Genomic DNA, 26,291 nt, shown 5'->3' on the forward strand with positions numbered 1-26,291 from the left:
ACCGATGATGGACTATCTATTGACGGAGAAAGGCAGAAGCGACCTTGAGGCCCTCATGAGGGTCCGTTCCCTGTATGCGTTTGATTTTGACGGGACTTTGGCGAAGATCGTCCGAGACCGCCATTCCGCCCAATTGGGACGTCCGATCCGCTTCTGGCTGGGAGAACTTGCCAAGCGTGCTCCCACCGCCATTATCTCGGGGAGATCGGTGGAAGATCTGCGATCACGGGTCGGCACAGCCGTGCCCTACTTGATCGGTAATCATGGCTCCGAAGGACCGCATACGGCCCAGGAGGTCATCCAGCAAGTTCGAGAGATCTGTCATGGATGGCTCCAATTCATCGACGAACGATACCATGCCGAGCTGACTCGATGCGGGGCATCCGTCGAGAACAAGTCCTACTCGCTCTCATTTCATTATCGAAATGCCGATCGGAGAGATGAAGCCAAGACACTCATCTTCCGCATCCTGGACGAATTGTCTCCCCGTCCCCGGATCGTCCTGGGAAAATCCGTCGTCAACGTCATACCGTTGGGGGCGTCGCACAAAGGCGAGGCAGTATTGGAATGCATACGGCAATTCAACTGTACTGCCGCTCTCTATGTAGGTGACGACGAAACCGATGAGGATGTCTTTGCCTTGGGAGATCACCGCATTCTCACCGTGAGAATCGGCAAGAAGAACGCCTCGTCTGCTCGGTTCTTTCTGAAAAGGCAGACGGAAATCACGGAGGTGCTGCGATTACTGGTAGAAGTGGCTGATCGAAGTATTCATACCTAAAGCAGCTGCCTGGAACATCCGCATGAGTTTATCCGGCGGTTCTCGATGTCGTAACAGCCGCACTCCCTCTTGCCTGCGTCATTCCCTCAATTGAGATCGATCTCGTCCAAGCAGAAGGTCATACGGGGCATAGTCGTCGCTTAAGACGACGCCGGAGGGCCAGGGTTCGGTCCGGCGGGTGCTCAGCAGCGTGATGGCTTCGAGCGGGACTCGCTGCTTCGTCGCCATCTCGGTGATTTGGGTCATGAGATGGTCAGCTGATTCGCGTTCGATGTACCGGCCTCCAAAGAAAATGAGGTTCTTCGCCGGCGTCATTCCGGTTTTCCACGGGCCTTCGACCGCAAAGGTCTCGAGGACTGGGAAGGCTTGTTTCATGGTCTGAACCACCGCCGCTGCGCGGGCAAGATCTCCTTCTTTGCCGGACGACGCCAAATTGACCGCGACGATCCCCTCCGGGTTCAGACGCGCCCGCACCAGAGCATAAAACTCCGCCGTGGTGAGATGAAACGGAATCATGTCCCGCGCAAACGCGTCGATCCACATGACATCGTAGGTATGTTCCGTGGCGTTGAGAAAGGTTCGACCATCCTTCACAAAGACATGGTGATTGGCCGGTGGGTGATACTCAAAATACTCTTCCGCCATGCGGACGACGACCGGGTCGAACTCCACAATGTCCAGCTCCAACGCAGGCCAATACCGCGCCAACCACTTTGCCAATGAACCGCCGCCATGACCGATGATGAGGCCTCGTTTCGGTTCGGAGACCAGCGCCAGGGAAGACACCATCATTTGGCTGTAGGGGAGAAAGAGAGAAACAGGCTCGACTTTCCACATGGTGGCATGGAACGTTCGATCCAACACCAGATAGCGGAAGAGATCGTCTTCTCGAATTCGAACCTGCTGATAAGGACTTTCCTCTTGATGGATGGGGACCTTCAGTCGTTGGAGCGGCTGGAGGGCTATGGTCCCCAGGAGGGTACAGCAACCGAGTACGACCAGTAGGACGAACCGACCGGTCGAGGTTGCTTTCACGAGCCACCAGACCCCAAGCCCTACCTGAATGCCGCCCAACCATGCGACGAGGGATTGACTCCCGAGCCAGGATAAGAGGAAGAACGCGGTCCCCCAGGTTCCTGCCAAGCTGCCCACCGTCGACAGGGCGATCATGCGGCCGGTCTGCCGTCCGAGATGATCCATATCTGCCACGGCCAAACGTAACATGGCCGGTAGGACACCACTGAGTCCGAACGCGGGGGGTGCGAGAAGGACGGTGGCTGCGAGACAGGGTCCCCAGCGAGGGTCCTGCACCATCTTCTCGATTTCAAACAGAATTGGTTGGTTCGCCCAAGCGACCAGAAACGTCCAGCCTCCGGAAAAAATCAGCAGGCCGGCCAATACGTGCCCGCCGGTATAGCGGTCGGAGACCCAACCGCCGAACGCGTACCCGCTGCTCATAGCCGCCAGAATCACACCTATCAAGGCGCCCCAAACATAGAGCGAGCTGCCGAAGACAGGCGCCAACAGCCGACTGCCCAAAATTTCCAAGGCCATTACCACTCCCCCTGTGACCAGGGCGGTAAAGAGCAAAAACCAGCGAGGAATTTGTGGTGCGGGAAGAGTCATTGTTTGGACGGAGGGATGAAGATGCTTCTCCTTGTCGGGTCAGAAGCGGCGTCGGATTGTACTCAACGCATTTTCTGAGAGTCAACGAAGCTTCGGCCTCACATTGGTACTGATAATGCCGAAGGATCATGGAATTCATTGCTCGCTGCGAGAGTGGTTGCTATACTTTCGGTCAAATTGCTTGTGGCAAGAAGGAGGGGCGCATGCACATCAGTGTGATTGGGAGCGGCTACGTCGGACTCGTGACGGGAGCATGTTTCGCCGAGTTCGGCGTTCATGTCACCTGTATGGACAGCGATAGCCGAAGAATTGAGAAGCTCGAAAAAGGCGAAATTCCGTTTTTTGAACCGGGGCTCGCAGAACTGGTCGCCAAAGGGGTTAAAGAGGGCAGATTGAGCTTTACCACTGACGTCGCTCAGGCCGTCGACAAGGCGCTCGTGATCTTTATTGCTGTGGGAACCCCCCCGAGCGCGGATGGCAGCGCTGACTTGTCGTTTGTCAAGGAGGTGGGAAGAGGCATCGCCCGCCATATGAACAGCTATAAGGTCATTGTGACGAAATCGACTGTGCCGGTAGGGACTGGGGAAACCATTCGAGAGGTGGTCAAAAAGACGCAGAAAGATGCTATCCGGTTCGATATGGTTTCGAACCCGGAATTTCTCCGGGAAGGGTCGGCGATTGAGGACTTCATGCGTCCAAATCGCGTGGTGATCGGCGCGGACAGCGATCAAGCGATCGCCATCATGAGGGATCTCTATCGCCCCCTCTATCTGATCGAAACACCGATCGTCGTGACCGATGTTCCGACCGCCGAGCTCATCAAGTACGCGTCCAATGCCTTCCTGGCGACCAAGATTTCGTTTATCAATGAGGTCGCCAATCTGTGTGAGAAGGTCGGAGCCAATGTTCAGATGGTGGCGAAAGGCATGGGGCTGGACCATCGAATCGGGTCAAAGTTCCTACATGCAGGTCCGGGCTTCGGGGGGTCTTGCTTCCCCAAAGACCTAGCCGCGCTCATTCAGACCGGAGAGCGCAACGGCTACCCAATGCAGATTGCTTCCGCAGCGTCGCGCGTGAACGACATTCAGCGTGAGCGGATGATCGAAAAGATACGGGACGCGGTCGGAGGATTGAAGGGGAAGACCTTGGCAATGCTCGGCCTCTCCTTTAAACCGAACACCAACGACCTTCGAGAAGCCCCGGCCTTGGCGATCGGTCGGGAGCTTCTGGCAGAGGGCGCAACTATTCGCGCATATGACCCGGAGGCTTTGACCGAAGCCTGTCAGATGATGCCCGAACTTCAGCCCTGCCGAGACACCTACCATGCGGCTGAAGGCGCTGATGCATTGGTGATCATGACCGAATGGAATGTGTTTCGAAACCTCGACTTTGAAAAGTTAAAGTCAGTCATGCGCGTTCCCATCGTGCTCGACCTTCGGAACGTCTATGATCCCGAGCGTGTCACAGCCGCCGGGTTCAAGCATGTATCGGTGGGGCGTGCGGCACAAAGCCCCTGACAGGCTCTTGAAAAAGCCCGCCAGCGGCACTCTCCCGGCGCGTAGGGGCTTAACGTACGCTTCGTCTCTTCGCTTGCTGCGGCCTCGCTGGATGGACTTTTTGACCAGCCCGTGGGTTCGCGTGAAATGGCCTGGTGGACATCTCGCTAGGTTTGGTTAGGTCAGCCGCGGCAACTCGGTCTTAGCCTGGTCCTTGGTTTTTGGCTTATACCCCATCCGATCGAGAACCTTCATGATTCGTGTCTTCAATCGGTCATCGGCTTCTGTTAACGCAGTCGCCAGCGGTTCTACGGCCGGCTTGCCGATCTTCCGAAGAATCTCGGTGGCTGATTGGCGCATCTCGTCTTCTTCGGACGCCAGTAATGGAATGAGCGATGGTACAGACGGGCCACCGAGCTTAATCAGCGAATCATAGGCTCGTTGCCGTACGTCCCCGACCTCGTCGCTCAATGCCGCAACCAACGGATCGACGGCGCGAGGATCCTTCAAGTCGCCCAATACCTCCGCCGCATACTTCCGGTTCAACCAGTGTGAATCCCTCAGGTCGAGCAACATGGCATCGGCCTTGGCGGCATTGGGATCTTTGGGACGGATCCTGAAGCTTTTCGCGACGCGCTTCCCGCCTTCCTCTACGACACGGATGGTCGCGCCATCACCGGCTTTGAGTATCTTGAGGTCTTCAAGGGCTTCCTCGTCCACATCCAGAAGGACGGTCTTGCCGTCGTAGGCCAAGAGCTCGACCTCGAGCTGTCGACTTTCCGGATTGACCGCCACGACCCGTTCCGTCACCAAGTTGAACCCGTCCTTCTTGTCTCCACCTTTGGGAACGATCTGAATCAGCTTTGGAGCTTCATCCGCCATGGGTAATAATCCTTTGTTGAAATAAATTATTGCGGGGCCGGTTTCCAGCCGAGACTGGCCAGCACGGCCTCGGCCGTTTCCTGCACCATCGTATTTTCGTCCTCGAGCAGCGCCACCAAGGGCTGAACGGCTTCCTTCGCGCCCAGTCGAGCGAGCGATTCCGCGGCATTTCTCCGGACCAGCCAATCTTCGTCCTGCAACGACGTGATCAACGGGGGAATTCCTCGTTGATCCCCGATTTTCCCCAACGCCTCGGCGGCATGACGCCGCACCATCCAATTGGAGCCCATGAGCCCATTGATCAGCGCCTCGACCGCCCGCACATCGCCGATCTTTTTCAGCACCCGCGCCGCATCTTCCCGCAGGGTGCTGTCCATGAGCGCCTCGATCAGTCCGGGCACCGCCTGTGAATCGCCGATGCGTTCCAATGCCCACACAGCCGCCGTGCGCACCGCGCCGTCCCGGTCCTTGATCGCTCTGACCAGCGGATCCACGGCGCGCCTGTCCCGCAACTTTCCGAGAGCCGATGCCGCCTGTTCCCTGATTGCCCATGAGTCGTCCTGTAACGCGTCGATCATCGGCTCCACGACCGATGGGCCCATCCGAACGACCGCACTGGCTGCGGCTTCCCGGATCACCGCATCTTCATCGGCCATCAGATCGATCAACCGGGGAAGCGCTTCCGGGCCGCTCTGACCGAGGCTCGCGACGGCGTGGTCGCGCAAGGCTTCGTTGTCGTCATGGAGCGCCCGTATCAGCTGCTCGATTCGATCAGATGCATCTTGTTCAGTCATGTTTGGTGTCCTCTTCGTGGGCCTGGGTTTCCATGGCCGTGAGGGCTTCCAGCTTGTCGGCGATCAGGCCGGCATTATAGGCCACCAGACCGTCACGATCTGTCCTGAGCCGATCGAAAAGTTCCTTGTACGGGCGCAAGACTTCCACTTCCTTGATCTTGGCCAAGGCCTCCATGGCATACACACGCAGCGGGCGGATCGGAATGGCGTCAAGATAGAGCTGAGTCGGGCGCGCATCACCGATCAGTCCCAGAGCCTTGATGGCCAGCTCTTTGACGCCGGTATCCTTGTCATGTCCCAGCCGCCTCATCAATGGTTCGACGGCCCGCACGTCCCCGATTTTTCCCAGTAAGTCAGCCGCCGCCTCGCGCACCAGCCAGTCTTCGTCTTCGAGATACTCGATCAAGATTTCCACGCTCGGCCGCCCGATCCTGAGTAAGTCAATGACCGTCGCCATTCGGGCCTCTTCGCGCTCGCTCGCTCCCTCGACCTCCCGCAACGCATTGAATGTCTCGTCGATCCGTTCTCGGATCGCGCCCAATTTCTTCAAGGTGCCGACGGCGATGTCCCGGACGACCGGCCGCCCCATCGCATCGATGAATGCATCGACGGAACGGGGATCCAATAATTGATCCAGCATCAATGCGGCCGCGAGTTGCGCGTCCTGGTCCGGATGATTGAGCATCTCGCATAATGGAAGGACAGAGGTCGGAATCGCTCCAATCAAGTGAGTCAGCACCTGGCGTGCCTCGCCTTCCGGAGTTGTCGGCAACAAAGAAACCAACGCGCGGGCGGTGTCCGTATCGAGTACGCCCGCCATCTGTTCAAGGGCGGCCGCGCCGGCTTTCCGGACGACCTCCTCGTCATGTTCGAGAAGTTCGACCAATGCCACTCCGGCATGTGGGTCCTTGATTCGGGCCAGCATCGCCGCCGCTTCCTTTTTTAACTCAGTGGGTCCGGACCGTAATGCCTCGATCAGCGCCTGAACCGACCGAGGACCACCGGCCACACAAGCCGCCGTTGCTCGCATACGGCGCCAATCTTCTTCATGGATCAGTTCGGAGACCAGCGTCTCAATCGTTTCCTTCGACATGGCATTCAGGAGAAGAATGACCTACATTCCGTGGGCTATTGCTTTCATCCGATACGTGATCTCCTGCTAGATCTCCACCCTGCTGATGTCAGGGCCTCACGGACATGGAACCGAAGATTTTCATCGTGCGAACTGTTCAACAGCGGAATCAGGAGTGGAACGACCTTCGATCCGAACTTGGCCAGGGCCGCCGCCGCCTCCGCCCGGGTAAACGTCGGTTCCAGCGCCGCGATGAGCGAAGGGATGGCCCGGTCGTCGCCGATCTGGCCCAACGCCCGCACGGCTGCGGCTTGAGTGATAAGTTCTTCGTTCCACTGATCCCCGCAACCGGCCACTGTCCTCGTCACTTCCGGGGTGTTGGTTCCTGTGAGGATCCCGATCAGTACCGGAACCGCGCGCGGGTCACCGATCCGACCGAGCGCTTCAACCGCCAATGTCCGTAATCCGGGCTCACGCATGGCCGTGAACAGATACTCGACTGCCTGCGGATCGCCGATCTCGCCTAATGCCCGCACGGCATCTTCGCGAACCGCCGAATCTTGATCGTTGAACAACACTGACAGCAGAGGCTCCACAGCCTCCCGTGATCTGGTCTTGCCCAGCGATTCCACCGCATGAAGCCGCACCAGCCATGCCTCATGTTGCAAGGCATTTATGAGCGACGGGATTGCCGCGTCACCAATCGCGGCCAGCGCAGCGGCCGTTTCCTCGCGCACCGCTTTGACCTTATCCTGCAACAGTGGGATGAGCGGCTCGACGGTGCCGGTGTGTCGTACCCGACCCAGCGCCTTGGCCGCGTGCATCCGAACGATCCAATCGCTGCTGCCTAACGCACGCACGAGGGGAACGGCTACACGCTCATCCGCGATCGTTGCTAAGATCGCCGCCGCTGCTTCTTGAACAGAGAGGTCGGTCTCGTCCAGACAAGCACCCAGCACCTCGACCGCCGGTGTTCCAATCACACGCAGCGCTTCGATCGCCGCCTCGCGAACGGAGCGGTCGCGATCCCGGAGGAGAGAGATCAAGGGAATGACGGCCCGCGGGTCCTTGAGGGTACCAAGAAGGCCGGCCGCTTCTTCGCGGATCGCCCAATCCTGGTCCTTGAGGGCCGCGATCTGTTCTGTCACCGCATCGGTCATATTGTTATCGGGCGCTACGAAGGATCGTCATTCGTTAGGGCGCAGAACCCGTCGTCGCTACTGTGCCATGAGGCATGAGCACATGCTCGTTATGGCGCGATCACGCGATGTCGCCGGATGGGCCAAAGCGCCCGGTCTGTCCCAGGGGGCGGTCGACGCGCAGATTGTCGGCCTGGCTTGAACTGATTTCCACCGCTTCATCATGAGGCGTCCATCCAAGCTTTTCCAGCGTCTCGAGAGTAATCTGCTTCAAGGCGTCCTTTGCCGTCAACCGAACAGACGCGTAAGAAAGCACACGTTCTTTTTCAGCCTCAACTTCGGAGGCCTTGGGATCATAGAGAAAGGCGATCAAAGGTTCGATGGCCGCGTCACCGATCACCGCCAGAGCCGCTGCTGCTTTTTCTCGTAACACCCCATCTTTGAGCAACATGATCAGGTCCGGGATGACTCGAGGGTTACGAAACTGACCAAGGGCGGTCGCCGCCGCTTCCTTGATGAACGCATCCTCGCTCACAATGCACCCCGGCGTGGGCGAGCCTTCTTGCTTGATCCCCTTCCCTTTTAAGGCATTGAGGACAGCCGGGAGGGCGCGCGAGTCGCCGATCATGCCGAGTGAAGCAATGGCATGCCGCTTCACGGCTCCGTCCTTCATGGCTTCCATCAGCGCATCGATAGCCCGGGAGTCGCCGATCATGCCGAGTGCAATCGTCGCATCTTCACGAACGGCTCGATCAGGGTCTTTCAAGGCGGCAATCAAGGCATCCACCACTTTGGCGTCTCGCACCCAGGTCCTGCCGATTTGATAATCGGTGGTCATTCCACCCAATGCGCGGGCCGCATGGCAGCGAACGACAAAGTCTTTGTCCTTCAAGCTTTCAATCAGTGGATCGACCGATGGGTGTCCGATGTAGACGAGCGCCGTTCCCGCTGTTTCCCGCACAATCTTGGAAGAATCCCGGAACAGCTTGACCAGGACCGGAATGGCCTTTGGATCGGCGATTCTGCCCAGGGCTTCCGCCGCTGCGCTCTTGACGGCTCCGTCGCGATCGCGACACGCGACGATCAAGGCGTCGACCGATCGGGAATCTTTGAGTTTGCCGGCGGCCTTTGCGGCGTGCTCGCGGACCCGCCAGCGCTCGTCTTTCAAGGCGGCAATCAGACGATCAAGCACGCCTGGCCCCATCTTTGCCGCCGCGTCGACCGCTTGGTCCCGAACTTCCATGATGGAATCATTGAAAAGGCCGATCAGCGCCTCGATAGCCTTCGGACCACCGATCTTCGCGACACCGCAGCCGGCATGTGCCCGCACGGACCAGAAGTCATCGCTGCACGCGCCTATCAGCGCATCCAAGGTAGAGGGGTCTCCCAGGTCGGCCAGAGTCTTCGCCGCCTCTTCACGGGTGGCGTCGTCCACATCCTCGAGCGCTTCTAAGAGATTTTCGAGTAGGTCAGCCATTGTTGGGCTTTTGGTCATAGTAGGGATCGCGTTGCCCGCCATAGGGATACATACGTTTGCACAGCACGACCAAGGTGTGCGTTCCGCGACCTTCGACACACTGATCCAATGATGTTGAAAAGTCGAGCGTGCCGTTCAGATTGACCGTAAAGGGAAAATCGAAGGTGAAGCTGATGAATTTGTACTTGCCCGGCCGTAGCTGCAACTCGCGAGGTTCCGATGTCTTGGGGGCATCGAGCGAGTCGGGGTCTGAATTCCAGATCGAGGGTGTGATCCCTGGCACCTGCCACCATGAAGCAGGGACCAGCTTGGTTGCATCGATGGTAATTGGGTGTTCTTTGAGATGAGCAGCCGGCGGCTCTCCGGCGAGTCCTCTTTCGCTCGAAGCTATTACCAGCAGCCCCATGAGGGCCCAGCTGCATGCGAGTGACCAGCGTCGTATCACAGTATCATTCCTCATAGTTCGTTAGCGTTTCTTGGCGCGCGGCACGGAGGGAGTAGCCGCAGCGGTTTGGAAGATTTCCTCTACGGCCTTGCTGTCCCATTCCGTGTGAGTCTGGAGGCCTAGGATTCGCATTACCGTGGCTCCGGTATCGATGATTGAGACCGGTTGGCGAATGATTTTGCCTTGCTTGATTCCGGCGCCGGAGACAATCCACGGAACAACCGGTGAATTGGCCCCCGAGACCTCGGCGCCTGGGTCGGTTCCTTTTTCGCTCAGAGCAGTGACGAGAACGGCCGTGCGATCCAAGATCGAGTATTCTTTGAATAGATCCAGGACGGATTTCATCGCGCTGTCGACTGTCCGCAAGGCCTCACGATACTCTTTGGAGCTCCAGCCGTGCGTCACTCCGGCTCTGCCTGCTTCGGGAAGGTGAACCACCAACAAATGAGGTAATGAGAGAATCGCATGGCCGTATCCATGCCCGCTGGTCGCCTTCTGAAGGTACTGCTGGATATAGGAGACAAGTTTCTGGGAACCGCACTCGGGCCGCAATGCCCCGCAGAGTTGATAGTCGGTGTAGGGTTCGGGCTTGGCCAACTGATATAACGACTCATCCATATAAAAGATGGCACTATCGCGGCCTCCACTCAAATCCAGATAGTCGAATAAGCTGGGTGAGCGAGGGTAGCCTCGGCTGAATTCGAAAAAGTTCCAGGTAATCCCATGTTTCTCTACCGGCATGCCGGTAACCAGCGACGCCATCATGGGCAACCGTAGTGCCGGTTTTACCCCCTTTGCGGACCAGGTCACTGAGCCATCCTTGATGAGCTTGCTCAAGATCGGCATGGTTCCGCCCTGGAGCGACTCTTGACTGAGCCCTTCCAGGACAAAAAGGACGACATGTTCCGTCAACGGGGTTGAAGAAGCGGTTCCTCGGCCATGCGGGGGAGCCGCATCGACAGGCGCGTGGATTCCGGTTTCAAGCAGAACGCTCAGGAGACCGACAAGGATCAGGAGAAGGCGGCGTGAGGGATGGTTCATGACAACATATCACCCGTGTGTGTCCTAAAAGTAAAGGTGCTACCCTAACATGCAAATTTTCAGGAAGGCAAGGAGGGCAGAACCCCGGCTGAATGCTGGCGAAACCCCTTTTCGGGTGCTAAGCTGAAAGGAGTGACCGTTTTGTCCGTGTTTTCGAGCTAGAAGAGGGGAGGCGATGTTCAATCCATCTCACCAACCGCCTCCTCCCATGCATCAGCGTTCGACCACCCCCGCCCGTTCTCTGGCCTTTTGTCTCGCGCTCGCCGCGGTCGTCGCCGCGGTTCCGGCGCTCGCTGACATCCGTGTCGTCAACGCGCAAGGCGAGCATCGGATGGGAGACCGCGACACCCGCGAGGATGCGATCCGACTTGCCGTCGAGGCGGCCAAACGAAACGCGCTCGAACAAGTCGCGACCTATCTTGAGAGTGTCACCGTCGTCAGCGACATGGATGTGACGAAGGACGAAATCCGCTCGTATACCGCCGGGTTGGTGATTGTCCTGAATCAACAGGTCTCCACGTCTCTGGATGGTGACGTCGTGGTCGTGAAAGTGGATCTGCTCGCGCAGATGGATACGGAAGCCGTGGCACAGGCGATCACAGCGCTTCGAGAAAACGAAGATGCCCGTGTGCAGCTGGCGGAACTGAGACAAGAGAATGAACAGCTTCAGCAGGAGCTGAACACGGTGAATCAAGCCCTGGGCAACGCGACTACGCCGGATCAGGTTCAGCAGGCGGCGGAAAAGCGGAAGGAGATTCTCAATCGAGTGCAATCCAATGCCATGGTGTCGCAAGCCTGGACCAATTGGGTGCTCGTCTCGCCGGTCGGCCTTCCCCAGGCCCTGCTGAACAGCGCTGGCGGTCTGTATCCAAGCAGTCCGCACATCGCAGTCGCGCAGCAGATCATCATGAACCGGCAGCCATCTATGCCCGGCAGGACGAGACCCCGGATGCCAAGCCATGAGCTTGTTCCACCTCCCGGTGCGCCGGGTGGGTCACGGACATTGAACGAGATCATTTATCGAACCCCGACAGCACAGCCACAGACCAATACTCAACCGATGATCCAAGGATTCTCTCAGTCTCCGCCGTCGGTCAGGCCGCCTCGGCCCCAAAACCCAGGTCCGCATTCTCGATCGGCGCCGTTCTTGAGAACACCCGGGGCCGGCTCTGGAGCAGGAGGAGGGAAGCCTTGACGCGCGGAATTAGACTTGTCATCGCGGTGGGCCTTTGTCTTGTCGAGGGACTCGTTCTCATTGCGGCGCAAGCGGCGGAACCTGACGATGTGAGGAAACACGCCGAGCGATCCTTCGACCGACTTCAAGGTCAGCTGGATAGTAAGGCTATGGACACGTCCGCCATGGTCAGACGAACAGCTGAAGCCGGAGATGGCGGCTTTTCTTCAGATCAGTACTGGATCGGCAAGGGTCAGGGTGACTTGACCAAAGGCAAGGCCGTCTGCCAGCGCGTGTCGGAGCTTTCCGCCCGCACTGATTTAGCCAAGCAAATTCGCGTGTTGGTCAAGGAACATATGATCGATCGTGTCCGCGAACGGTCGGGACGCGAGAACGAGCAGGATATTGAACTGACTCGCGAAGAAATCGTGCAAGAATATCTTCAAGACGTGAAGATCGTCGACCGCCGGATCGATGAAGAGAATAAGATTTGTACGGCTACCGCTGTCATGCCGAGGTCCCGCGTTCACTTGAAGCCTGCCACAGACCAGGAACTCAGCCCGACTCCAGTCCATTGACCGTCCCAATGCCGTTGTTGCAGCCTTGAACCTAGATCGGCTATGTAGTGTTTCATGCCGATCGAGAATAATTTTCAGCACGATGAGCTGTCACGGAAGAATCCGGGTGAACGGTTACGTGTTGCCGACTTGGTAGATGTCGCGCCGCCGGAATCTCCGGCGTGGGCTGAGGGCATGGCCAAGTGTGGGAAGAGTCTCTCTCAGGCCGGTGTTGCGGGCGTCGTCTTTCTCCATGGTTCGATCCATGGCTCGGATGTCTTCGGAATGCAGCGATTAGATGAAGCGGGCGGGCTCAAACGAGGCTACTCACGGGGTGTGTCGGGTGTTGATGCCTTGCTCGCGGCCATGCGGGAGGAACACAACGGGATTCCGTTGCTGCCGGGGGGGCTTAAGCCTCCGCTCACCGACGATACTGTGACGAAAGCCCTTTTAGATGAGCAGGTCGGCGACGCAGGTAACTTTACCGAACCCTATATTCAATCGTTCAGACAAGCTATCAACAAGCACCTGACTCAGCCGATTGTTTGCACCAGACTCCTCTGGTCATCCGAACATCATCATCTTGGACGAGCATTGGCCGCAGTTTCTCTGCTCGGCCAGCTACACAGAGTCTGTAAAAATCAGAACTTTGGAAAGGGAAACCGGATCCTGGTGCTGGCGCACGGCCAAGCCGGACTGGTCCTGGCTCTTGCATCGAATCTTCTCTGCCCGAGCCCTGTGACGGGGCGATCGAAATTGCTCGAGATTCTTACCGGGTATGCTGAACAGACCAATCAGGCAAACCTCATTGGTACGATCAGACACGTCGACTCTTTGATCACGGCGGGATCACTCCTTGCCGGAGGTTCACTCGACCTGGTGACCTTTGGAACACCGGTTCGCTATGGGTGGGATCCGTCTGGAATCGGAAAGCTGTTGCACGTCGTGAATCACCGGAACTTGCGGACGGATGGAAAGAGCTGGTTGGCGAAGATGGAGCTGCCTCAAATCACGATGGAAATGCCCATTGCCTGGGGCGGAGACTATGTGCAGGAACTAGCGGTCGCGGGCAGCGATGCCGTCCCTCCCACGGAATCGGCCAAGGTGGCCAACAAGGCTGTATGGGAAATGGTCGAACCCTACGATGGATTCGAACGGTGGTTGGAGTGTGCCAGACGTGCCGTTCGTTGTCCCAGTGAAGGGAACTGTCTGCTCGTCGATTACAAGGACAGTACCGGCTCGACGAACCCCCGCGACCACTACTATGGCCACGCAGTCTATACGCGCCGGCACGTCTTACTGTTCAACACCATCCAGATTGTTCGCGCTTTCTACGAATCCTAGGCATCCCCTGTGGCGCTGGAAGTCGTCACCGGTTCGTGGCCGGCGGCCCCATCCTGCGGGTCCGGATTGAAGGCCGCCGGTAAGACATCTTCTATCCGTTCCGCCAAGATAAAGGTCAACTCGTCGCGCACTTCCTGCGGGACATCCTTGAGATCCTTCTCATTGGCCTTCGGCAGAATGATGCGTCTGATTCCTGCGCGATGCGCCGCCAGCATCTTTTCCTTGATGCCGCCCACCGGCAAGACAAGTCCGCTCAGACTGATTTCACCCGTCATGGCCGTGTCGCTCCGTACGGCTTTGCCCTCGTATACGGAAGCCAGCGCCGTCGCCATGGTGATGCCGGCCGATGGGCCGTCCTTTGGAATGGCTCCGGAGGGCACGTGAATATGGATCCCGTTGCGTTTAAAACGGGAGATGTCCAAACCCATGCTCTCGGCATGCGACCAGAGATAGCTCCGAGCCGCACGCGCGGATTCTTGCATCACCTCGCCTAACTGCCCCGTAAGGGTCAACTCATGACTGCCGGGGAGCAAGGTGGTTTCAATATAGAGCACATCCCCTCCGGTCGGGGTCCAGGCGAGGCCGGTTGCCACGCCGGGAGGAAGATTCTTCCGAGCCTCTTCCGGCATAAATCGTTCAGAGCCCAACCACTCGCCGAGCATGTCGGTTTGAATAGCGACGGGTTGTCGCTCACCGCCCTCCGGGAGGTCGGCAAAGGTCAGTGCCACCTTTCTCGTCAACCGTCCCAGCATTTGCTCGAGCTGGCGGACACCGGCTTCGCGAGTGTACCGCGAGATGACGAGATTCAACACCTCGTCCGTAAGCACGACTTGCGTCCCCTCGATGCCGGCCTCCTTGAGCCGCCGCGGCCAGAGATAGCGCCGGGCTATTTCAGCTTTCTCGCGCTCGCTATAACCCTGAAGCCGGATGACTTCCATTCGGTCCAACAGGGGCTGGCTGATCGTATCCAGGGTGTTGGCCGTGGTGATAAAGAACACTTTCGACAGATCGAACGGTAAGTCCAAGTAATGATCACGGAACGTGTGGTTCTGCGCCGGATCGAGGATTTCCAGCAATGCCGCTGCCGGGTCGCCGCGGAAATCCCGCCCCATCTTGTCGACCTCGTCGAGCATCAACACCGGGTTGTTGACTCCCGCTCGGCGGATGGCTTGAATGATGCGGCCCGGGAGCGATCCCACATATGTGCGGCGATGGCCCCGAAGCTCGGCTTCATCATGGACGCCGCCGAGACTGAATCGTTCAAATGTCCGGTCCATCGCCCTCGCGATCGACTGCCCCAAGCTTGTCTTTCCGACTCCGGGAGGCCCGACCAGACAGAGAATCGGAGCCTTCGCAGTCGGGTTGAGCTTCAGCACCGCCAGATGCTCGACGATCCGCTCTTTGACCTCCTTGATCCCGTAGTGATCTTCTTCCAGGACTTGACGCACCGTCGAGAGGTCAAGGTGTTCCTTGGATGCCTTCTTCCAGGGAAGTTCGAGGACCAGTTCAAGGTAGGTGCGAAGGACCTGATGGTCCGGTGACGTCGGGGGTACTTTGCCCAGCCTGGTGACTTCGCGTTCGACTTCCTTGCGAATATGATCCGGCAGGTCGGCCTCCTCGATTTGCTTCTTCAAGCTGGCGACCTCGTTTTCTTCTCCCTCGCCTTCGCCCAGTTCTTGCTGGATGGCTTTCAGCTGTTCGCGCAAGATGTACTCTCGTTGGCTCTTGCCGATTTTGGTCTGCGCATCCTTGGCGATCTTTTCCCGCAACTGCAGGATTTGGATTTCTTTCGACAGCGCGGCGTAGAGGCTACGAAGAAGATCCAAAGTCGAAGAACATTCGAGTAAACGCTGCTCTTCCACCACGTTGAGATTGACGAGTGAGGCGATGCGATAGGCCAGTGCGATGGAATCATTCTCGTTGCTCAACACCGCGCTGACTTCTTGGATGCCCGGAGCTTCGATGAGCTTGGGTAAATCGGACAGTAATTCCTGTATGGCTCGATGCAGAGCTTGAACCTCGGGCCCGTTGTCAGAAGGACGTTCGAGAGAACGGACACGTACCGTGGGGTAGGGGGTGGCCTGTTCTTCTTTCAAGAGTACGACGCGATCCAGTCCCTGGACCAGCGCGTGGATCACTCCCTCCGACGTCTGTCCGATTTGCTTGACGATCGCCTTCGTTCCGATGGAGTACAGATCAGCCAGGCCTGGTTCTTCGGCCTGAGGATCCCGCTGCGCCACGACGACGATCATCTTCTCTTCCGTCTTCATGGCCGCGTTGACTGCGGCCACGGACCGTTGTCGCCCGACCGTCAGCGGCATCATGACCCCGGGGAACAGGACCGTCCGTTTGACGGGAAGTACCGGTAACGTCGACAATATAGTGTTTTCCATTGGTGTCCATCCTTGCTGAGAGTTCACAGCATTATAACAGCCTGATAGGTTGCGGCGCGCAGAAGTCAAGGGGAAGGGATCGGAATTAGCGGCAACTAATGGACTCCACAAGCACGCGGCGTTGTATCGTGACGTTTGATCGGATGCTTATCCTGCCGGGCCACACCGGACCCGCTGATTGCTCAAGATCCGGTTCGTGTGAAGCGGTAAGAAGGTCTTCTTCAGTTCGACCGGTCACCTTCTTGCGGGATAGATCTCAAGCTTGTGTTGGCGGCGTGAGGCGCCGCCTTGCTCCGCCTTGGACGATCACGAACTCATAGAGTCGGCATTCCAATGCCCCGTTGAAGAGGGGAATACGTTTGGACGGTGTCAGCCCGATCAGCTTTGGCACGCGGGCATCGCCGGTCAGCACGTAGGCACGCCAGCCGACGAAGCGCTGCTTCAGCCAATCGCCCAACTTGGGGTAAAGCGTTTCCAGCTCGTCCGACCGGCCGAGGCGGACTCCATAGGGCGGATTGATGACCATCACGCCTTTGTCGGCCGGCGCGTCCAGATCCAGAATATCGCTTTGCTTCAGCCGGATATCAATCGGCACTCCGGCGCCTTGAAACGTCCCGTACGCAATTTTCACCATCGCCGGATTCCGGTCGGACGCATAGATAGCAGCCGGGACCTGATCCACTTGTTTTGCCCGTGCCGCTTCGCGGAGATGGTCCCACCGTTGTGGATCGTGGACGAGGAGCCGTTCGAAGGCGAAGTTCCGCGAGATGCCCGGCGGAATTTGACGGGCCATTAAGGCAGCTTCGAGAGGAATCGTCCCGCCGCCGCACATGGGATCGACCAGTACATCTTTCGGCGTCCAGCCGGCCAGCCGCAGAATGCCCGCTGCCAAATTCTCTCTCAAAGGCGCCTCGACGGACATTGTCCGATGGCCACGTTTGAACAGCGGCTCTCCCGATGTATCGACATAAAACGTGACAGTGCTCTGGTCCAGAAAGGCGTCGAGCTTGATGTTCGGCCGTTCCGTATCGACGCTGGGTCGCCGCTGCGTGGCTGCGACGAACTTATCGCAGACGGCGTCTTTGATACGGAGGGTCAGGAAGTCCAGGCTGGGGAGCGGGCAGCGACGCGCGCTCACCTTCACCTTGATCGTCTGAGCGGGCGCGAACCATTCGGGCCAGGCGAGCGCATAGGCAGCCTGATAGACATCGTGTTCTGTTTTGTAGACGCTCTGTCCGACTTCCCAAAGAACGCGGCTGGCGATGTGCGATTTGAGATTGACCCAGTACATGGTCGACCAGGGCGCGCTGAAGCCGACGCCGCCTTCCGTCTTAGTCGTCGCCGGCACGCCAAGGCTATGGAGCTCTCCCTCGAGTACGCCTTCAAGCCCACGCGGGCAAGGTGCAAAGAATCGACGTTTTGTGTTATCCATTTTGCTTGCCGATGAGTAGCGATGACGAGGCCAGATGATGAATTTTTGCAGTGCCTGCGGCAAGGCAGTGATTCAAAAAGTTCCGCCGGGTGATAACCTGCCTCGGTTCGTGTGTGAAACCTGCCAGGCTATTCATTACCATAATCCCAAGATCGTCGCAGGCTGCATTCCAGAGTGGGAAGATCAAATCCTTTTGTGCCGGCGGGCCATCGAGCCGAAATCCGGACTCTGGACCTATCCGGCCGGTTTCATGGAACTCGGCGAGGGCACCGAACAGGCGGCGGTGCGGGAGACGCTTGAGGAGGCGCAGGCGCAGGTGACGATCACGCGGCTCCATTCCGTGTTGAGTCTGCCCCGCATTGGACAGGTCTATATGACCTTCATCGGCCGTCTTCAGACCAAGCAGTTCAGCGCAGGATTCGAAAGTCTGGACGTGCGGCTCTTTCCACGCGACGCGATCCCGTGGGAGGAGATTGCCTTTCCGGTGGTCAAGGAGGCCTTACGGCACTACATTGAGGACGCGGCGCGGGGGACGTTTCAGCTGCATGTCGCCGACGTTCGGGGAGCCATCAACTGACCGCGGTTCGATCGGAGTGCTTTAGAAGCCAAGCTCGCTCTGTCGCAGGATGGCATGAATGTCGACGAGTTGTTCCGTGCGGTCGATGGCATAGAAAATCCGCCATTCCCCCACGGCATACTTGCAGAGTCCCGGAAGGTCGTCCGCAATAGGTTCATGTCGCAGGTTGTCGACATTGGAGGCCAACCACTTGGACTTGTCGAGGAGCCGTTGGGCTATGGACTGGTCGACCATGGCGAGGTCCTGCGCGGTGCCGGTTCGAAAGGTGAGACGATACCAGGGCATGGGGCCTACCAGCGAAGCCCAAGTCGCTCGGCCACCTCTTCACCAGACAGCCGCTCGCCGCTCGTCAATGACTGCTTGAGGCGGGCTCTGAGTGAATCGCCGAGCTGGAGACCGAGATCGGGATCTCCGATCAACTCGCGAATCCGATCGTCCACGAGGCCCCGTACCAGTTCCTTCAATTGTTCCGTCGACAACGATGAGAGGTCCATGGAAGAAGAATACGGTTCAGGATGGATGGAATGCAACGGGTCGGCAGCCAAACAGCGACGGGCTTGTATTAGTTCGCGGCTTTGGGAAAGATCAAGGCCTGTCCTGCCTGAACCGAGAGTTGCTCAACCACACGTTTGAGCCGTTCTTCGTCAGCAGGCGCCACTATCAGAAATTCGACCCCCAGGCCTTGCGACCCAGTCCACCGGACGGTCGCATTGCTGATATGGATCGGGGTAGCCTCGCCGGGCAGTTCGAGAAGCAGCTCCACCATCATCCCGGTGAAGGGGCGGATAGTACTCTCCAGCCGACAGCCCTTCAGAGAGAGGTCCTTCACGGAGGCTTTGTAACGAAGCTTGTCCCTTTGAACTAACGTGCTCGGCAGTGTGAGTGGAAACCGCGGGAATTTACGAACAACCATCGCGCATCCTCTTGTCCGTCAGCAGACTTCCGACCCGCTTGATGTAGGTGAATTCGGCAAGGCGGCCGATGTCGTACTTATAATGTTCTACTGAGCAGGCTATTTGTCGGAAGCGATCTTGTCAATGAAAAGCCCTGATCCGAGCAGCGGGGATGAGTGGGAGGTGATAATCGGGTGCCCTGCGAATCAAATCTATCTAAGGCCTCACCAGCGATAACCCCAATATCCATAATGTCGAGGACCCCAAAAAGGACGAACATAAGGGCCGTAGTAAGGTGATGTGTAGATCCCAGAACCGCCAAAGGCCAGTCCGAACCCCAACCCAATGCCGTAGGGGTAACCGAAGGAGTAGGGATATGAGTAAGGGATCGGGACGACGCTGGTGGCGGGCCGATCCACAAGCTGGCGTTGCAGATCTGCAGTTGCAGTCGCTTGCCGATCGAGCTGGCTTTTGAGTTGACCGACGGTGCCCTCCTGGGCTTGGAGCTTTCCTTCGAGTTCAGCGATTTTTTTCTGCTGCGCTTCCATGAAGGCGTTGACACAACGGACCTGCGCGTCGCCGGCGTAGTTGGAACACTCCCATGGCACTTGGAGGGTTTCAGATGAGGCCGGAAGCGGGGAGAAGGCACAGGCCAAACTTCCGGATAAAACCAAGGCACGTACCAACCGATCTCGGAAGGCTTTCACGTTCATGGTCCCTGCCTCTAGGGTTATCTATAGGCTACCACGAGAATTTTACTTTGAACAGATTGCCGATAGGAGCTTACAAAACGGTCTCAACGCTGTGAGTCGGGCAACACGTTTGATTTTTGGGGAAAGGGACTTCTACAATGCCGTCGGTCAAACGCGGTCATAATGAAGGCTCGGTTTATGCCTGCGCGGCGTCCTTCCAACAAGAAAAAACCAGGCAAGTCTGTTCTTCCGGATCTTTCCGCTAAACGTCGATTTCAGCGGCGGCTCCTGAAGTGGTATGGGGAACATGGTCGGGATTTACCCTGGCGGAAGACCTCAGACCCCTATCACATTCTCGTTTCCGAAGTGATGCTCCAGCAGACGCAAGTCGATCGGGTCGTCCCGAAGTATCACGAGTTTTTGGAGCGGTATCCGAGTTTTGAGGACCTTGCGGAGGCCCAGGTCGCTGATGTGAAGAAGACTTGGTACCCATTGGGATACAACATTCGTCCGGAACGATTGCACGGCATTGCGTGCGAAACGGTGGATCGGTACGGAGGGAAATTACCCAGTGATGCCGAGGAATTGCTCTCGTTCAAAGGCATTGGACGTTATACGGCCGGGGCGATTCGCTCGTTCGCGTTCAATGAAGATGCACCGATCCTGGATACGAACGTGATTCGAGTCCTACATAGGGTCTTCGTCGCCGAGGGCGATCCTAAAACACAAAAGACCATGTTATGGGAATTGTCGGCCGCTTTGATCCCGACGGGAAAGGGGTATGACTTTAACCAGGCCATCATGGACTTTGGAGCGATGGTCTGTACGGCCCGTGACCCCTATTGTCTGCTGTGTCCGATGAAGGCCTTCTGTAAGACCTATCCGTTCAGTCCGACCCGTGAAAGGTAGCCGGTAAATCGTGCAAGTCATTGAAGTGGCGGCGGGACTTATCCATCGGGACGGTCGTTATTTGATCGCACGTCGAAAGCATGGTGTTCATCTGGCCGGTTTCTGGGAGTTTCCCGGAGGAAAACGGGAACGCGGCGAATCTCTCGCGGAGTGTTTGCAGCGGGAATTGCTCGAAGAACTCCGTATTCACATCGACCTCCCCATCCCGTATCAGATCGTTCGGCATGACTATCCCGACAAGATCGTGGAGTTGCATTTTTTTCGCTGCGCGATCGAACAGGGTGAGCCGGTTCCCATCGGCTGCGAAGAAATCCGATGGGTGCATCCCGAAGAGCTCACACAATTCAAGTTCCCATCCGCGGACTATGCGGTTATCGAGGCCTTGCGGCGCGAAACGTTGGGAGCTTCACAATGAAGGTCGTGCTCGACATCGAAACCGTTCAGGCTCCCCGCAATGAATGGGCTCGTCTATTGGGGAAATCGTCGGCAAGTGAGGGGTCTCCACCGGCGGAAGGGGGTTACGATCTCTTTGCAGCAGGAGTTGCTGAAGAACGGCGCCGCGCGGAGGACGAGTCGTATGCCAAATCAGCGTTCGATGGGACATTCAGCCGCATCGTTTGCATCGGTCTGCTGGAATTTTCCGATCAGATGGAGGCTCGTAGCGCCGTTGCCTGGTTTGGCGCGGACGAACGTGAGCTGCTCCGGCAATTTTGGGCCAGACTGGCCCACGACCGTCCCACCTTGTTCATCACGCATAACGGGCTTGGTTTTGACCTCCCCTTCATTAGGAAGCGGTCCATCATCAATCAAGTGAAACCCAGCCTCGACATCAATCTGGCGAAATTCCGTGCCGAACCGGTCTATGACACGATGGCGATCTGGAGTAATTGGGATACGAGGGGTTGGGTCAAGCTCGATGTCTTGGCCCGAGCGTTACAGGTGGAAACAAAATCAGGCAGCGGAGAGCAGGTCGCCGAAATGTGGGAGAAGGGGCAGGGCCGCGAGCTTGCGGAGTACTGTCTGCAAGACACCTACGTGACGTATGCCTGCTACTGCCGCATGAACTTTCGCCAGCCTCTGTCCAGGGAAGTCGTTCTGCTGCAACCTGAGTTGTACGACATCGGCTGATCGATCGGCTGTCAGCGGATCGGGCGCGCTTCCGCTGCTTTCTTTTTCGGGGCCGGACGGCTGGATGTCTTGCTTGCCTTCATGGCTTTCATCTCTTCCGCCCGGTGGCGAAGCTCTTGCTTCATCCAGGCGGCTTCTTTCTTCAGCATCGCGATCTCAGAATCCTTCGCCTTGTTGGCCGCACGCGCGTCGCGGAGTTCATCCAATTTCTTGTTCAGCAGCTCATCGGTGGTCAATTGAGGAGTCCCCGAATCAACGGGGATGTTCATCGAAGAATCCTGGGTGTCGATAGATGCTTCCTGCGGCGGTGTTGCTGTCGTGGCCGGAGCGCTCGGCACCTGCATTGCGGCCGGTGAGGCAGAAGCCGGCATGGGTTTCGGTAGCCCTGCTACAGGGAGTGAGCCCGGCATCGGCGCCTTGGCGAGAGCCTGCTGATCGATCACCATCGTCATGGCTCCGCTTCCCATCGCGACGAAAGAAGGAGCCTTTTCAAGGCGAGCGGCAGAGCTTGGCACGAAGCCCGAAGCCTTCCTATTCTGAGAAGCAGCAATGGTCATGTAGATCGAGCCTTTATGAACATAGAGGGTGCCCGCCGTGGGTTCAGTGCCTGACCCTGCCGATGGAGACACCTTAAAACCGACAATCTGCTCCGGTTTGGCTTGCGATAAGCCTTGGGCTAGCAGGGGAGCAAGAAACTCGGCGTCTTCATCGCTGAATACTCTCATCGGCTTGCTGCCACTGGCGGGCGCGTTGGCCGGCATTTTCAGGACGTCGTCGGCCATGACGCCTTTGATGACTTTCAGCATGGTCATCTGATCGATCGTGACCGGATGGCTGGCTTCAAACGACCAATCAGCGATTTCCTTGAGATAAACCGATCCTTTCGCGTTTTTCTGAACCTTCGCCTCTCCGGAAAACATCGAACATCCGGTCACGAGCAGGCTCAGGGACATCAAAGCGCCGACATATCGGGAACCGTGGATGTGGAAGTATGCGCGCATGTGGGGTCTCCTGATGAGTAATCTTGATCGCTGAAGGCTCATCCTGAAATTTGATGGAATCTCTGCACCTTCCCGTGGCTCAGGCGAACTACCAGATACCGAGGCCCATCAGTATCATCCCTAAAGCCAACCAGCCGATTACCCCGACTGAAATGATCGTTTCGAGTGTGATGCGGGAATCAGAAGAGTTGGGAGTAGGCTTTGAATTGGAATCCGCGGGCTTCATGACGGACGGCAAGTTTCCTAGATATCAAATCGATGGACATAAAAAGCTCAGCAAGGTCCATGCCTTCTGAGTTTGGATAATGGAAGCTGGATTGATATCCAGCAGGGGCAGGTTTTTTCTCAGCATCATATGATCGAGAGATCGAGGCGACTGGTAAAGTTTCACACAGAATGCACTTTGATAATCATAGAGTTAGCGGTGAGTGATTAATTATTCGGTGGTGTGACGGCTTGAGAGAGAGGGGGGAAGAAGTCCGTCATAATCACGATTGCGTTGAAGCGGGATGAAAATGATTGGTGAAAAAGCGTCAGAAGATAGTCAGGGAGGCTGTCAGAAAATGTTCATTCCGAGCGTTGCGCGTCCAGAATTGTCCCAGAAGGTACAGCCACACGTCTCAGCAGGATCGCTGTCTGGAGAGCGATAGCCGTCATTCCCCATAGAGAGTCGCAGCCGATGCATCAAAGATATGTTTCGTCATGAGAGTGCCCGGTCGAAAGTGCCCGGTACCTTTGTCCCATACGACCGTGATATTCCCATCGGTCTTTCCCATCCCTTGCGAAGAAGAACGGGTTGCGTCACCCTCGATCAAAACTTCCAGAGCCGTGCCGATGTACAGTCGGTTGCGTCCCAAGGTAATGCGGCGTTGAATCTCCACCAGTTGGGCAACGCGCATGCCCTTGACGTGATCGGGGATATCGTCCGGGTATTTCCTTGCCGCAATCGTGTGCTTCCGCTCGGAATATTTGAAGATATAGGCCGAATCGAACTGGACCTGTTCCACCATGCGAGAAGTGGCTTGATAGTCCTCGTCCGACTCTGAGCAGAACCCGCAGATGATATCAGTGGTCAGCACGACATCGGGGATGGCGCTTCGAATGCGATCTACCAGAGCCAGGTACTCGGTTCCTGTGTAGGTCCGTCCCATCCGTTCGAGTATCCGATCGCTCCCTGCCTGAAGCGGCAGGTGAATGTGCTTGCAAACTTTTGGATGCGCGGCGATGGCCTCGATCAGTCCAGAGGGAAAGTCTTTAGGATGAGGGGAGGTAAATCGCACTCGCTCGATGCCCGGCGTGTCTGCCACGGCGCTGATGAGCTTGGCAAAGTCCCACTCTCCATGACGGTAGGAATTCACGTTCTGACCGAGCAGCGTGATTTGCCTGAACCCTCTGACGGCTGCATCACGAGCTTCACGCAGCACGGACTCCGGATCTCGTGAGCGTTCACGTCCTCTAGTATAGGGAACGACACAGAAGGAACAAAAATTATCGCAGCCTCGCATCACGGTGACCCAGGCATTCACCCCGCTATCGCGGTCCGGCATGATCCCTTCATAGGTTTCATACTCCGACAGCTCAAGGGCGAATCCTTTTTGAGACAGTCCCTGTTCTTGCGCAGCGAGGGCTGTTGTCAGCAGCGACGGAAGGTGCCGGTAGGCGTCCGGCCCGGCCAACACATCGATGAGGGGTTCCTTCTCCGCCATGGCGGCCTTGAGGTTTTGGGCCATGCATCCGAGGACGCCGACGACGAGCGGACGGTGTTTTTTCAGCGCCCTCAACTCGGAAAGATGGGCGTAGATCTTGTTGTGAGCGTTCTCTCGAATAGCGCAGGTATTGACCAGCACCACGTCGGCCCGCTCACGGTCTTCGGTAAAAACGAAGCCCTCCCGTTTGAGCATCGAGCGAACGAGTTCGCTGTCCGATTCGTTCATCTGGCAGCCGAATGTCTCGATGTGCACTTGGGGGAGGGTCTTTACCATCATAGGACCGCCAGAGCGGAGTTCGCCGGTTGAGCATAGACGACATGGCCGAACGTACAGCGGTCTGTCGCGGCGGAAATCGTGACGGGTAGAATCCGATTCTGAAGAGCCTCGGAATCCATGACCGCGACCTTCGTAAAGTTCGGGGTTGTACCGACGCGATACGACTCTCGTGCTCCCGCTTCAAATAACACCGAAACCGTCTTTCCAATTTGCCTATTGTGAAACGCGAGCCGTTTGGCACGATCCAGATCCAGGAGCATACCTGTCCGTTTCTTTACCGCGGCCGTCGGCACGTGTTGTTTTAGGCGCATCGCGGCCGTACCCGGCCGAGATGAATACGGGAATACATGAAAATAGGAGAAGGGAAGGTCTGTTGCGGCGGCCAACGTATTCCGAAATGCCGCTTCTGTCTCCCCGGGAAATCCGACCAGGAGATCAGCTCCAAGGCCCAGATCTGGAATCATCGCGACGGCCGTTTCGATCAGTCTACGATAGGTCTTGATCGTATGGCGTCGATTCATAGCCTGCAAGACTTGGTCGTCTCCGCTTTGCAAAGGGATATGCAGGTACGGACAGAATTTCTTCGATGACGCGAGGAGTTCGAGTAATTCGTCGCTGACGGTTGTGGGTTCAATCGAAGAGATGCGGATGCGTTCGAGGTCGGCGACTCGATCGAGTCGCCGCAGTAACCCGCAAAAGTCCAAGCCGTTGTGCGAATACTGCCCGATATTCACTCCGGTCAGCACGATCTCCCGGTATCCTCCAGCCGTTAAGGATTCGACTTCATGGAGGATGTCGTCGAATGTTCTACTGCGCTCGTGCCCCCGCGCAAACGGAATAATGCAGAAGCTGCACATCGCGCTGCAACCGTCCTGTATTTTGAGTAGCGCACGGGTGGAGTCAGGTTCTGCGAAGTGCGGGAGATCAAAGTTTTCCCGCGACATCGTTCTTGTATGATGAATCTCCACGACGGAACGCTTCCGTAACTCATGGGCGGGAGGGAGATAGGCAGGCAAGTCGAGTTTGAATTGGTGGCCTACGATGAGATCGATTCCTGCTTGCTGCTTAAGGGTCTCCATTCCCGTTTGAGCGTAACAGCCGGTCACGGCGATGAAGGCATGGGGAGAGTGTTTCAGGGTTTTGCGAATCAGGTATCGCGAGGTTCGTTCCGCGTCTTCCGTAACCGCACAAGTATTGAGCACGAGGAGGTCGGTCGGTTGACCGAAGTCCACGAGCTGAAAACCCTTGTGCCGCAGACCTTCGCCCAGGATCGATGTTTCGGCTTGATTCAGGCGGCAGCCGAGCGTATGAAGTGATGCACGGATATTCATAGGAGGGCATCATTATAGGGAGATGAAGTGTGTCCCGGCAAGATTGGATGTTACCCCGACGTCATTGATGCCGTTCGTTGGTTGCCGGAGATACGCTCGACCCCAGGCTGAACGTGACGATC

At 57.3% G+C, this 26,291-nt stretch carries 27 protein-coding genes; 10 read left to right on the top strand and 17 right to left on the bottom strand.

Annotated elements, in window-relative coordinates; genetic code table 11:
* Positions 1-4 precede the first annotated feature (4 nt).
* Positions 5-781 carry a trehalose-phosphatase gene (gene otsB, locus H8K03_14665; GenBank protein ID UVT19044.1) on the top strand — a complete coding sequence of 259 codons (777 nt, stop codon included), beginning with the start codon at positions 5-7 and terminating at the stop codon, positions 779-781.
* Positions 782-859: 78 nt separating this feature from the next.
* On the opposite strand, the gene H8K03_14670 is transcribed toward otsB, so the two are convergent.
* Positions 860-2,335, bottom strand: coding sequence for a fused MFS/spermidine synthase (locus H8K03_14670; protein UVT19045.1), 1,476 nt, complete (start codon positions 2,333-2,335; stop codon positions 860-862).
* Between the two features lie 275 nt (positions 2,336-2,610).
* On the opposite strand from H8K03_14670, the gene H8K03_14675 reads away from it, so the two are divergent.
* A complete protein-coding gene (locus H8K03_14675) occupies positions 2,611-3,924 on the top strand; it encodes a UDP-glucose/GDP-mannose dehydrogenase family protein (GenBank protein ID UVT19046.1) in 1,314 nt (437 codons plus the stop codon).
* 156 nt (positions 3,925-4,080) lie between these two features.
* Here H8K03_14675 and H8K03_14680 read toward each other — a convergent pair whose 3' ends face one another.
* From H8K03_14680 to H8K03_14710, 7 genes are all read right to left on the bottom strand, one after another.
* Positions 4,081-4,785 (bottom strand): HEAT repeat domain-containing protein, encoded by a 705-nt coding sequence (locus tag H8K03_14680; protein ID UVT19047.1) that lies wholly within the window; start codon positions 4,783-4,785, stop codon positions 4,081-4,083.
* Between the two features lie 26 nt (positions 4,786-4,811).
* A complete protein-coding gene (locus tag H8K03_14685; protein UVT19048.1) occupies positions 4,812-5,579 on the bottom strand; it encodes a HEAT repeat domain-containing protein in 768 nt (255 codons plus the stop codon).
* Positions 5,572-6,672 carry a HEAT repeat domain-containing protein gene (locus H8K03_14690; protein UVT19049.1) on the bottom strand — a complete coding sequence of 367 codons (1,101 nt, stop codon included), beginning with the start codon at positions 6,670-6,672 and terminating at the stop codon, positions 5,572-5,574. Before H8K03_14690 ends, H8K03_14685 begins: the two co-directional genes overlap by 8 nt.
* 44 nt (positions 6,673-6,716) lie before the next feature.
* Positions 6,717-7,811, bottom strand: a complete 1,095-nt coding sequence (locus tag H8K03_14695) for a HEAT repeat domain-containing protein (GenBank protein ID UVT19050.1) — start codon at positions 7,809-7,811, stop codon at positions 6,717-6,719.
* Positions 7,812-7,911: 100 nt separating this feature from the next.
* On the bottom strand, positions 7,912-9,267 hold the full coding sequence (locus H8K03_14700; protein UVT19051.1) for a HEAT repeat domain-containing protein: 1,356 nt from the start codon (positions 9,265-9,267) through the stop codon (positions 7,912-7,914).
* Positions 9,260-9,673: a hypothetical protein gene (locus H8K03_14705; protein ID UVT19052.1), complete on the bottom strand. Its 414-nt coding sequence runs from the start codon at positions 9,671-9,673 to the stop codon at positions 9,260-9,262. Before H8K03_14705 ends, H8K03_14700 begins: the two co-directional genes overlap by 8 nt.
* Before the next feature lie 60 nt (positions 9,674-9,733).
* Positions 9,734-10,753, bottom strand: a complete 1,020-nt coding sequence (locus tag H8K03_14710) for an alkaline phosphatase family protein (protein ID UVT19053.1) — start codon at positions 10,751-10,753, stop codon at positions 9,734-9,736.
* A 175-nt stretch (positions 10,754-10,928) separates the two neighbouring features.
* On the opposite strand from H8K03_14710, the gene H8K03_14715 reads away from it, so the two are divergent.
* Genes H8K03_14715 through H8K03_14725 form a run of 3 tightly spaced genes read left to right on the top strand, consistent with a single transcriptional unit; the run spans position 10,929 to position 13,828 of the window.
* Positions 10,929-11,948: a hypothetical protein gene (locus tag H8K03_14715; protein UVT19054.1), complete on the top strand. Its 1,020-nt coding sequence runs from the start codon at positions 10,929-10,931 to the stop codon at positions 11,946-11,948.
* Entirely contained in the window at positions 11,945-12,505 is a 561-nt protein-coding gene (locus H8K03_14720; protein ID UVT19055.1) for a hypothetical protein, read from the top strand. Before H8K03_14715 ends, H8K03_14720 begins: the two co-directional genes overlap by 4 nt.
* A gap of 54 nt (positions 12,506-12,559) precedes the next feature.
* Positions 12,560-13,828, top strand: a complete 1,269-nt coding sequence (locus tag H8K03_14725) for a hypothetical protein (GenBank protein ID UVT19056.1) — start codon at positions 12,560-12,562, stop codon at positions 13,826-13,828.
* Here H8K03_14725 and lon read toward each other — a convergent pair.
* Together lon and H8K03_14735 are read right to left on the bottom strand one after the other, a co-directional pair.
* A complete protein-coding gene (gene lon, locus H8K03_14730; GenBank protein UVT19057.1) occupies positions 13,825-16,221 on the bottom strand; it encodes an endopeptidase La in 2,397 nt (798 codons plus the stop codon). The two genes, H8K03_14725 and lon, sit on opposite strands and share 4 nt — an antisense overlap.
* A gap of 256 nt (positions 16,222-16,477) precedes the next feature.
* Entirely contained in the window at positions 16,478-17,653 is a 1,176-nt protein-coding gene (locus H8K03_14735; GenBank protein UVT19058.1) for a class I SAM-dependent RNA methyltransferase, read from the bottom strand.
* 37 nt (positions 17,654-17,690) lie between these two features.
* On the opposite strand from H8K03_14735, the gene H8K03_14740 reads away from it, so the two are divergent.
* Positions 17,691-18,230, top strand: a complete 540-nt coding sequence (locus tag H8K03_14740; GenBank protein UVT22493.1) for an NUDIX hydrolase — start codon at positions 17,691-17,693, stop codon at positions 18,228-18,230.
* Between the two features lie 21 nt (positions 18,231-18,251).
* On the opposite strand, the gene H8K03_14745 is transcribed toward H8K03_14740, so the two are convergent.
* The 4 genes from H8K03_14745 to H8K03_14760 form a co-directional block, all read right to left on the bottom strand.
* Complete coding sequence (locus H8K03_14745) at positions 18,252-18,515, bottom strand: type II toxin-antitoxin system RelE/ParE family toxin (GenBank protein ID UVT19059.1); 264 nt, start codon at positions 18,513-18,515, stop codon at positions 18,252-18,254.
* 5 nt (positions 18,516-18,520) lie between these two features.
* Positions 18,521-18,724: a hypothetical protein gene (locus H8K03_14750; protein UVT19060.1), complete on the bottom strand. Its 204-nt coding sequence runs from the start codon at positions 18,722-18,724 to the stop codon at positions 18,521-18,523.
* A 68-nt stretch (positions 18,725-18,792) separates the two neighbouring features.
* Positions 18,793-19,143 carry a PilZ domain-containing protein gene (locus H8K03_14755; GenBank protein ID UVT19061.1) on the bottom strand — a complete coding sequence of 117 codons (351 nt, stop codon included), beginning with the start codon at positions 19,141-19,143 and terminating at the stop codon, positions 18,793-18,795.
* A gap of 204 nt (positions 19,144-19,347) precedes the next feature.
* On the bottom strand, positions 19,348-19,836 hold the full coding sequence (locus H8K03_14760; GenBank protein ID UVT19062.1) for a hypothetical protein: 489 nt from the start codon (positions 19,834-19,836) through the stop codon (positions 19,348-19,350).
* A gap of 177 nt (positions 19,837-20,013) precedes the next feature.
* On the opposite strand from H8K03_14760, the gene H8K03_14765 reads away from it, so the two are divergent.
* From H8K03_14765 to H8K03_14775, 3 genes are read left to right on the top strand one after another with little or no spacing between them, the layout of a single operon-like run.
* The gene (locus H8K03_14765; protein ID UVT19063.1) at positions 20,014-20,724 is read left to right on the top strand and encodes an A/G-specific adenine glycosylase; all 711 of its coding nucleotides are present in this window, start codon (positions 20,014-20,016) and stop codon (positions 20,722-20,724) included.
* Positions 20,725-20,731: 7 nt separating this feature from the next.
* On the top strand, positions 20,732-21,139 hold the full coding sequence (locus tag H8K03_14770) for a (deoxy)nucleoside triphosphate pyrophosphohydrolase (protein ID UVT22494.1): 408 nt from the start codon (positions 20,732-20,734) through the stop codon (positions 21,137-21,139).
* A complete protein-coding gene (locus H8K03_14775; protein ID UVT19064.1) occupies positions 21,136-21,852 on the top strand; it encodes a ribonuclease H-like domain-containing protein in 717 nt (238 codons plus the stop codon). The genes H8K03_14770 and H8K03_14775 overlap by 4 nt, the downstream gene beginning before the upstream one ends.
* 11 nt (positions 21,853-21,863) lie before the next feature.
* Here H8K03_14775 and H8K03_14780 read toward each other — a convergent pair whose 3' ends face one another.
* The gene (locus tag H8K03_14780; protein UVT19065.1) at positions 21,864-22,853 is read right to left on the bottom strand and encodes a hypothetical protein; all 990 of its coding nucleotides are present in this window, start codon (positions 22,851-22,853) and stop codon (positions 21,864-21,866) included.
* Positions 22,854-22,906: 53 nt separating this feature from the next.
* On the opposite strand from H8K03_14780, the gene H8K03_14785 reads away from it, so the two are divergent.
* Positions 22,907-23,149 (top strand): hypothetical protein, encoded by a 243-nt coding sequence (locus H8K03_14785; GenBank protein ID UVT19066.1) that lies wholly within the window; start codon positions 22,907-22,909, stop codon positions 23,147-23,149.
* A gap of 357 nt (positions 23,150-23,506) precedes the next feature.
* On the opposite strand, the gene miaB is transcribed toward H8K03_14785, so the two are convergent.
* Positions 23,507-24,838: a tRNA (N6-isopentenyl adenosine(37)-C2)-methylthiotransferase MiaB gene (miaB, locus tag H8K03_14790; protein UVT19067.1), complete on the bottom strand. Its 1,332-nt coding sequence runs from the start codon at positions 24,836-24,838 to the stop codon at positions 23,507-23,509.
* Positions 24,835-26,169 (bottom strand): tRNA (N(6)-L-threonylcarbamoyladenosine(37)-C(2))-methylthiotransferase MtaB, encoded by a 1,335-nt coding sequence (mtaB, locus tag H8K03_14795; protein ID UVT19068.1) that lies wholly within the window; start codon positions 26,167-26,169, stop codon positions 24,835-24,837. The genes miaB and mtaB overlap by 4 nt, the downstream gene beginning before the upstream one ends.
* Between the last annotated feature and the right edge of the window lie 122 nt (positions 26,170-26,291).

The organism is Nitrospira sp. (genome assembly GCA_024760545.1).
Taxonomy (GTDB): domain Bacteria; phylum Nitrospirota; class Nitrospiria; order Nitrospirales; family Nitrospiraceae; genus Nitrospira_D.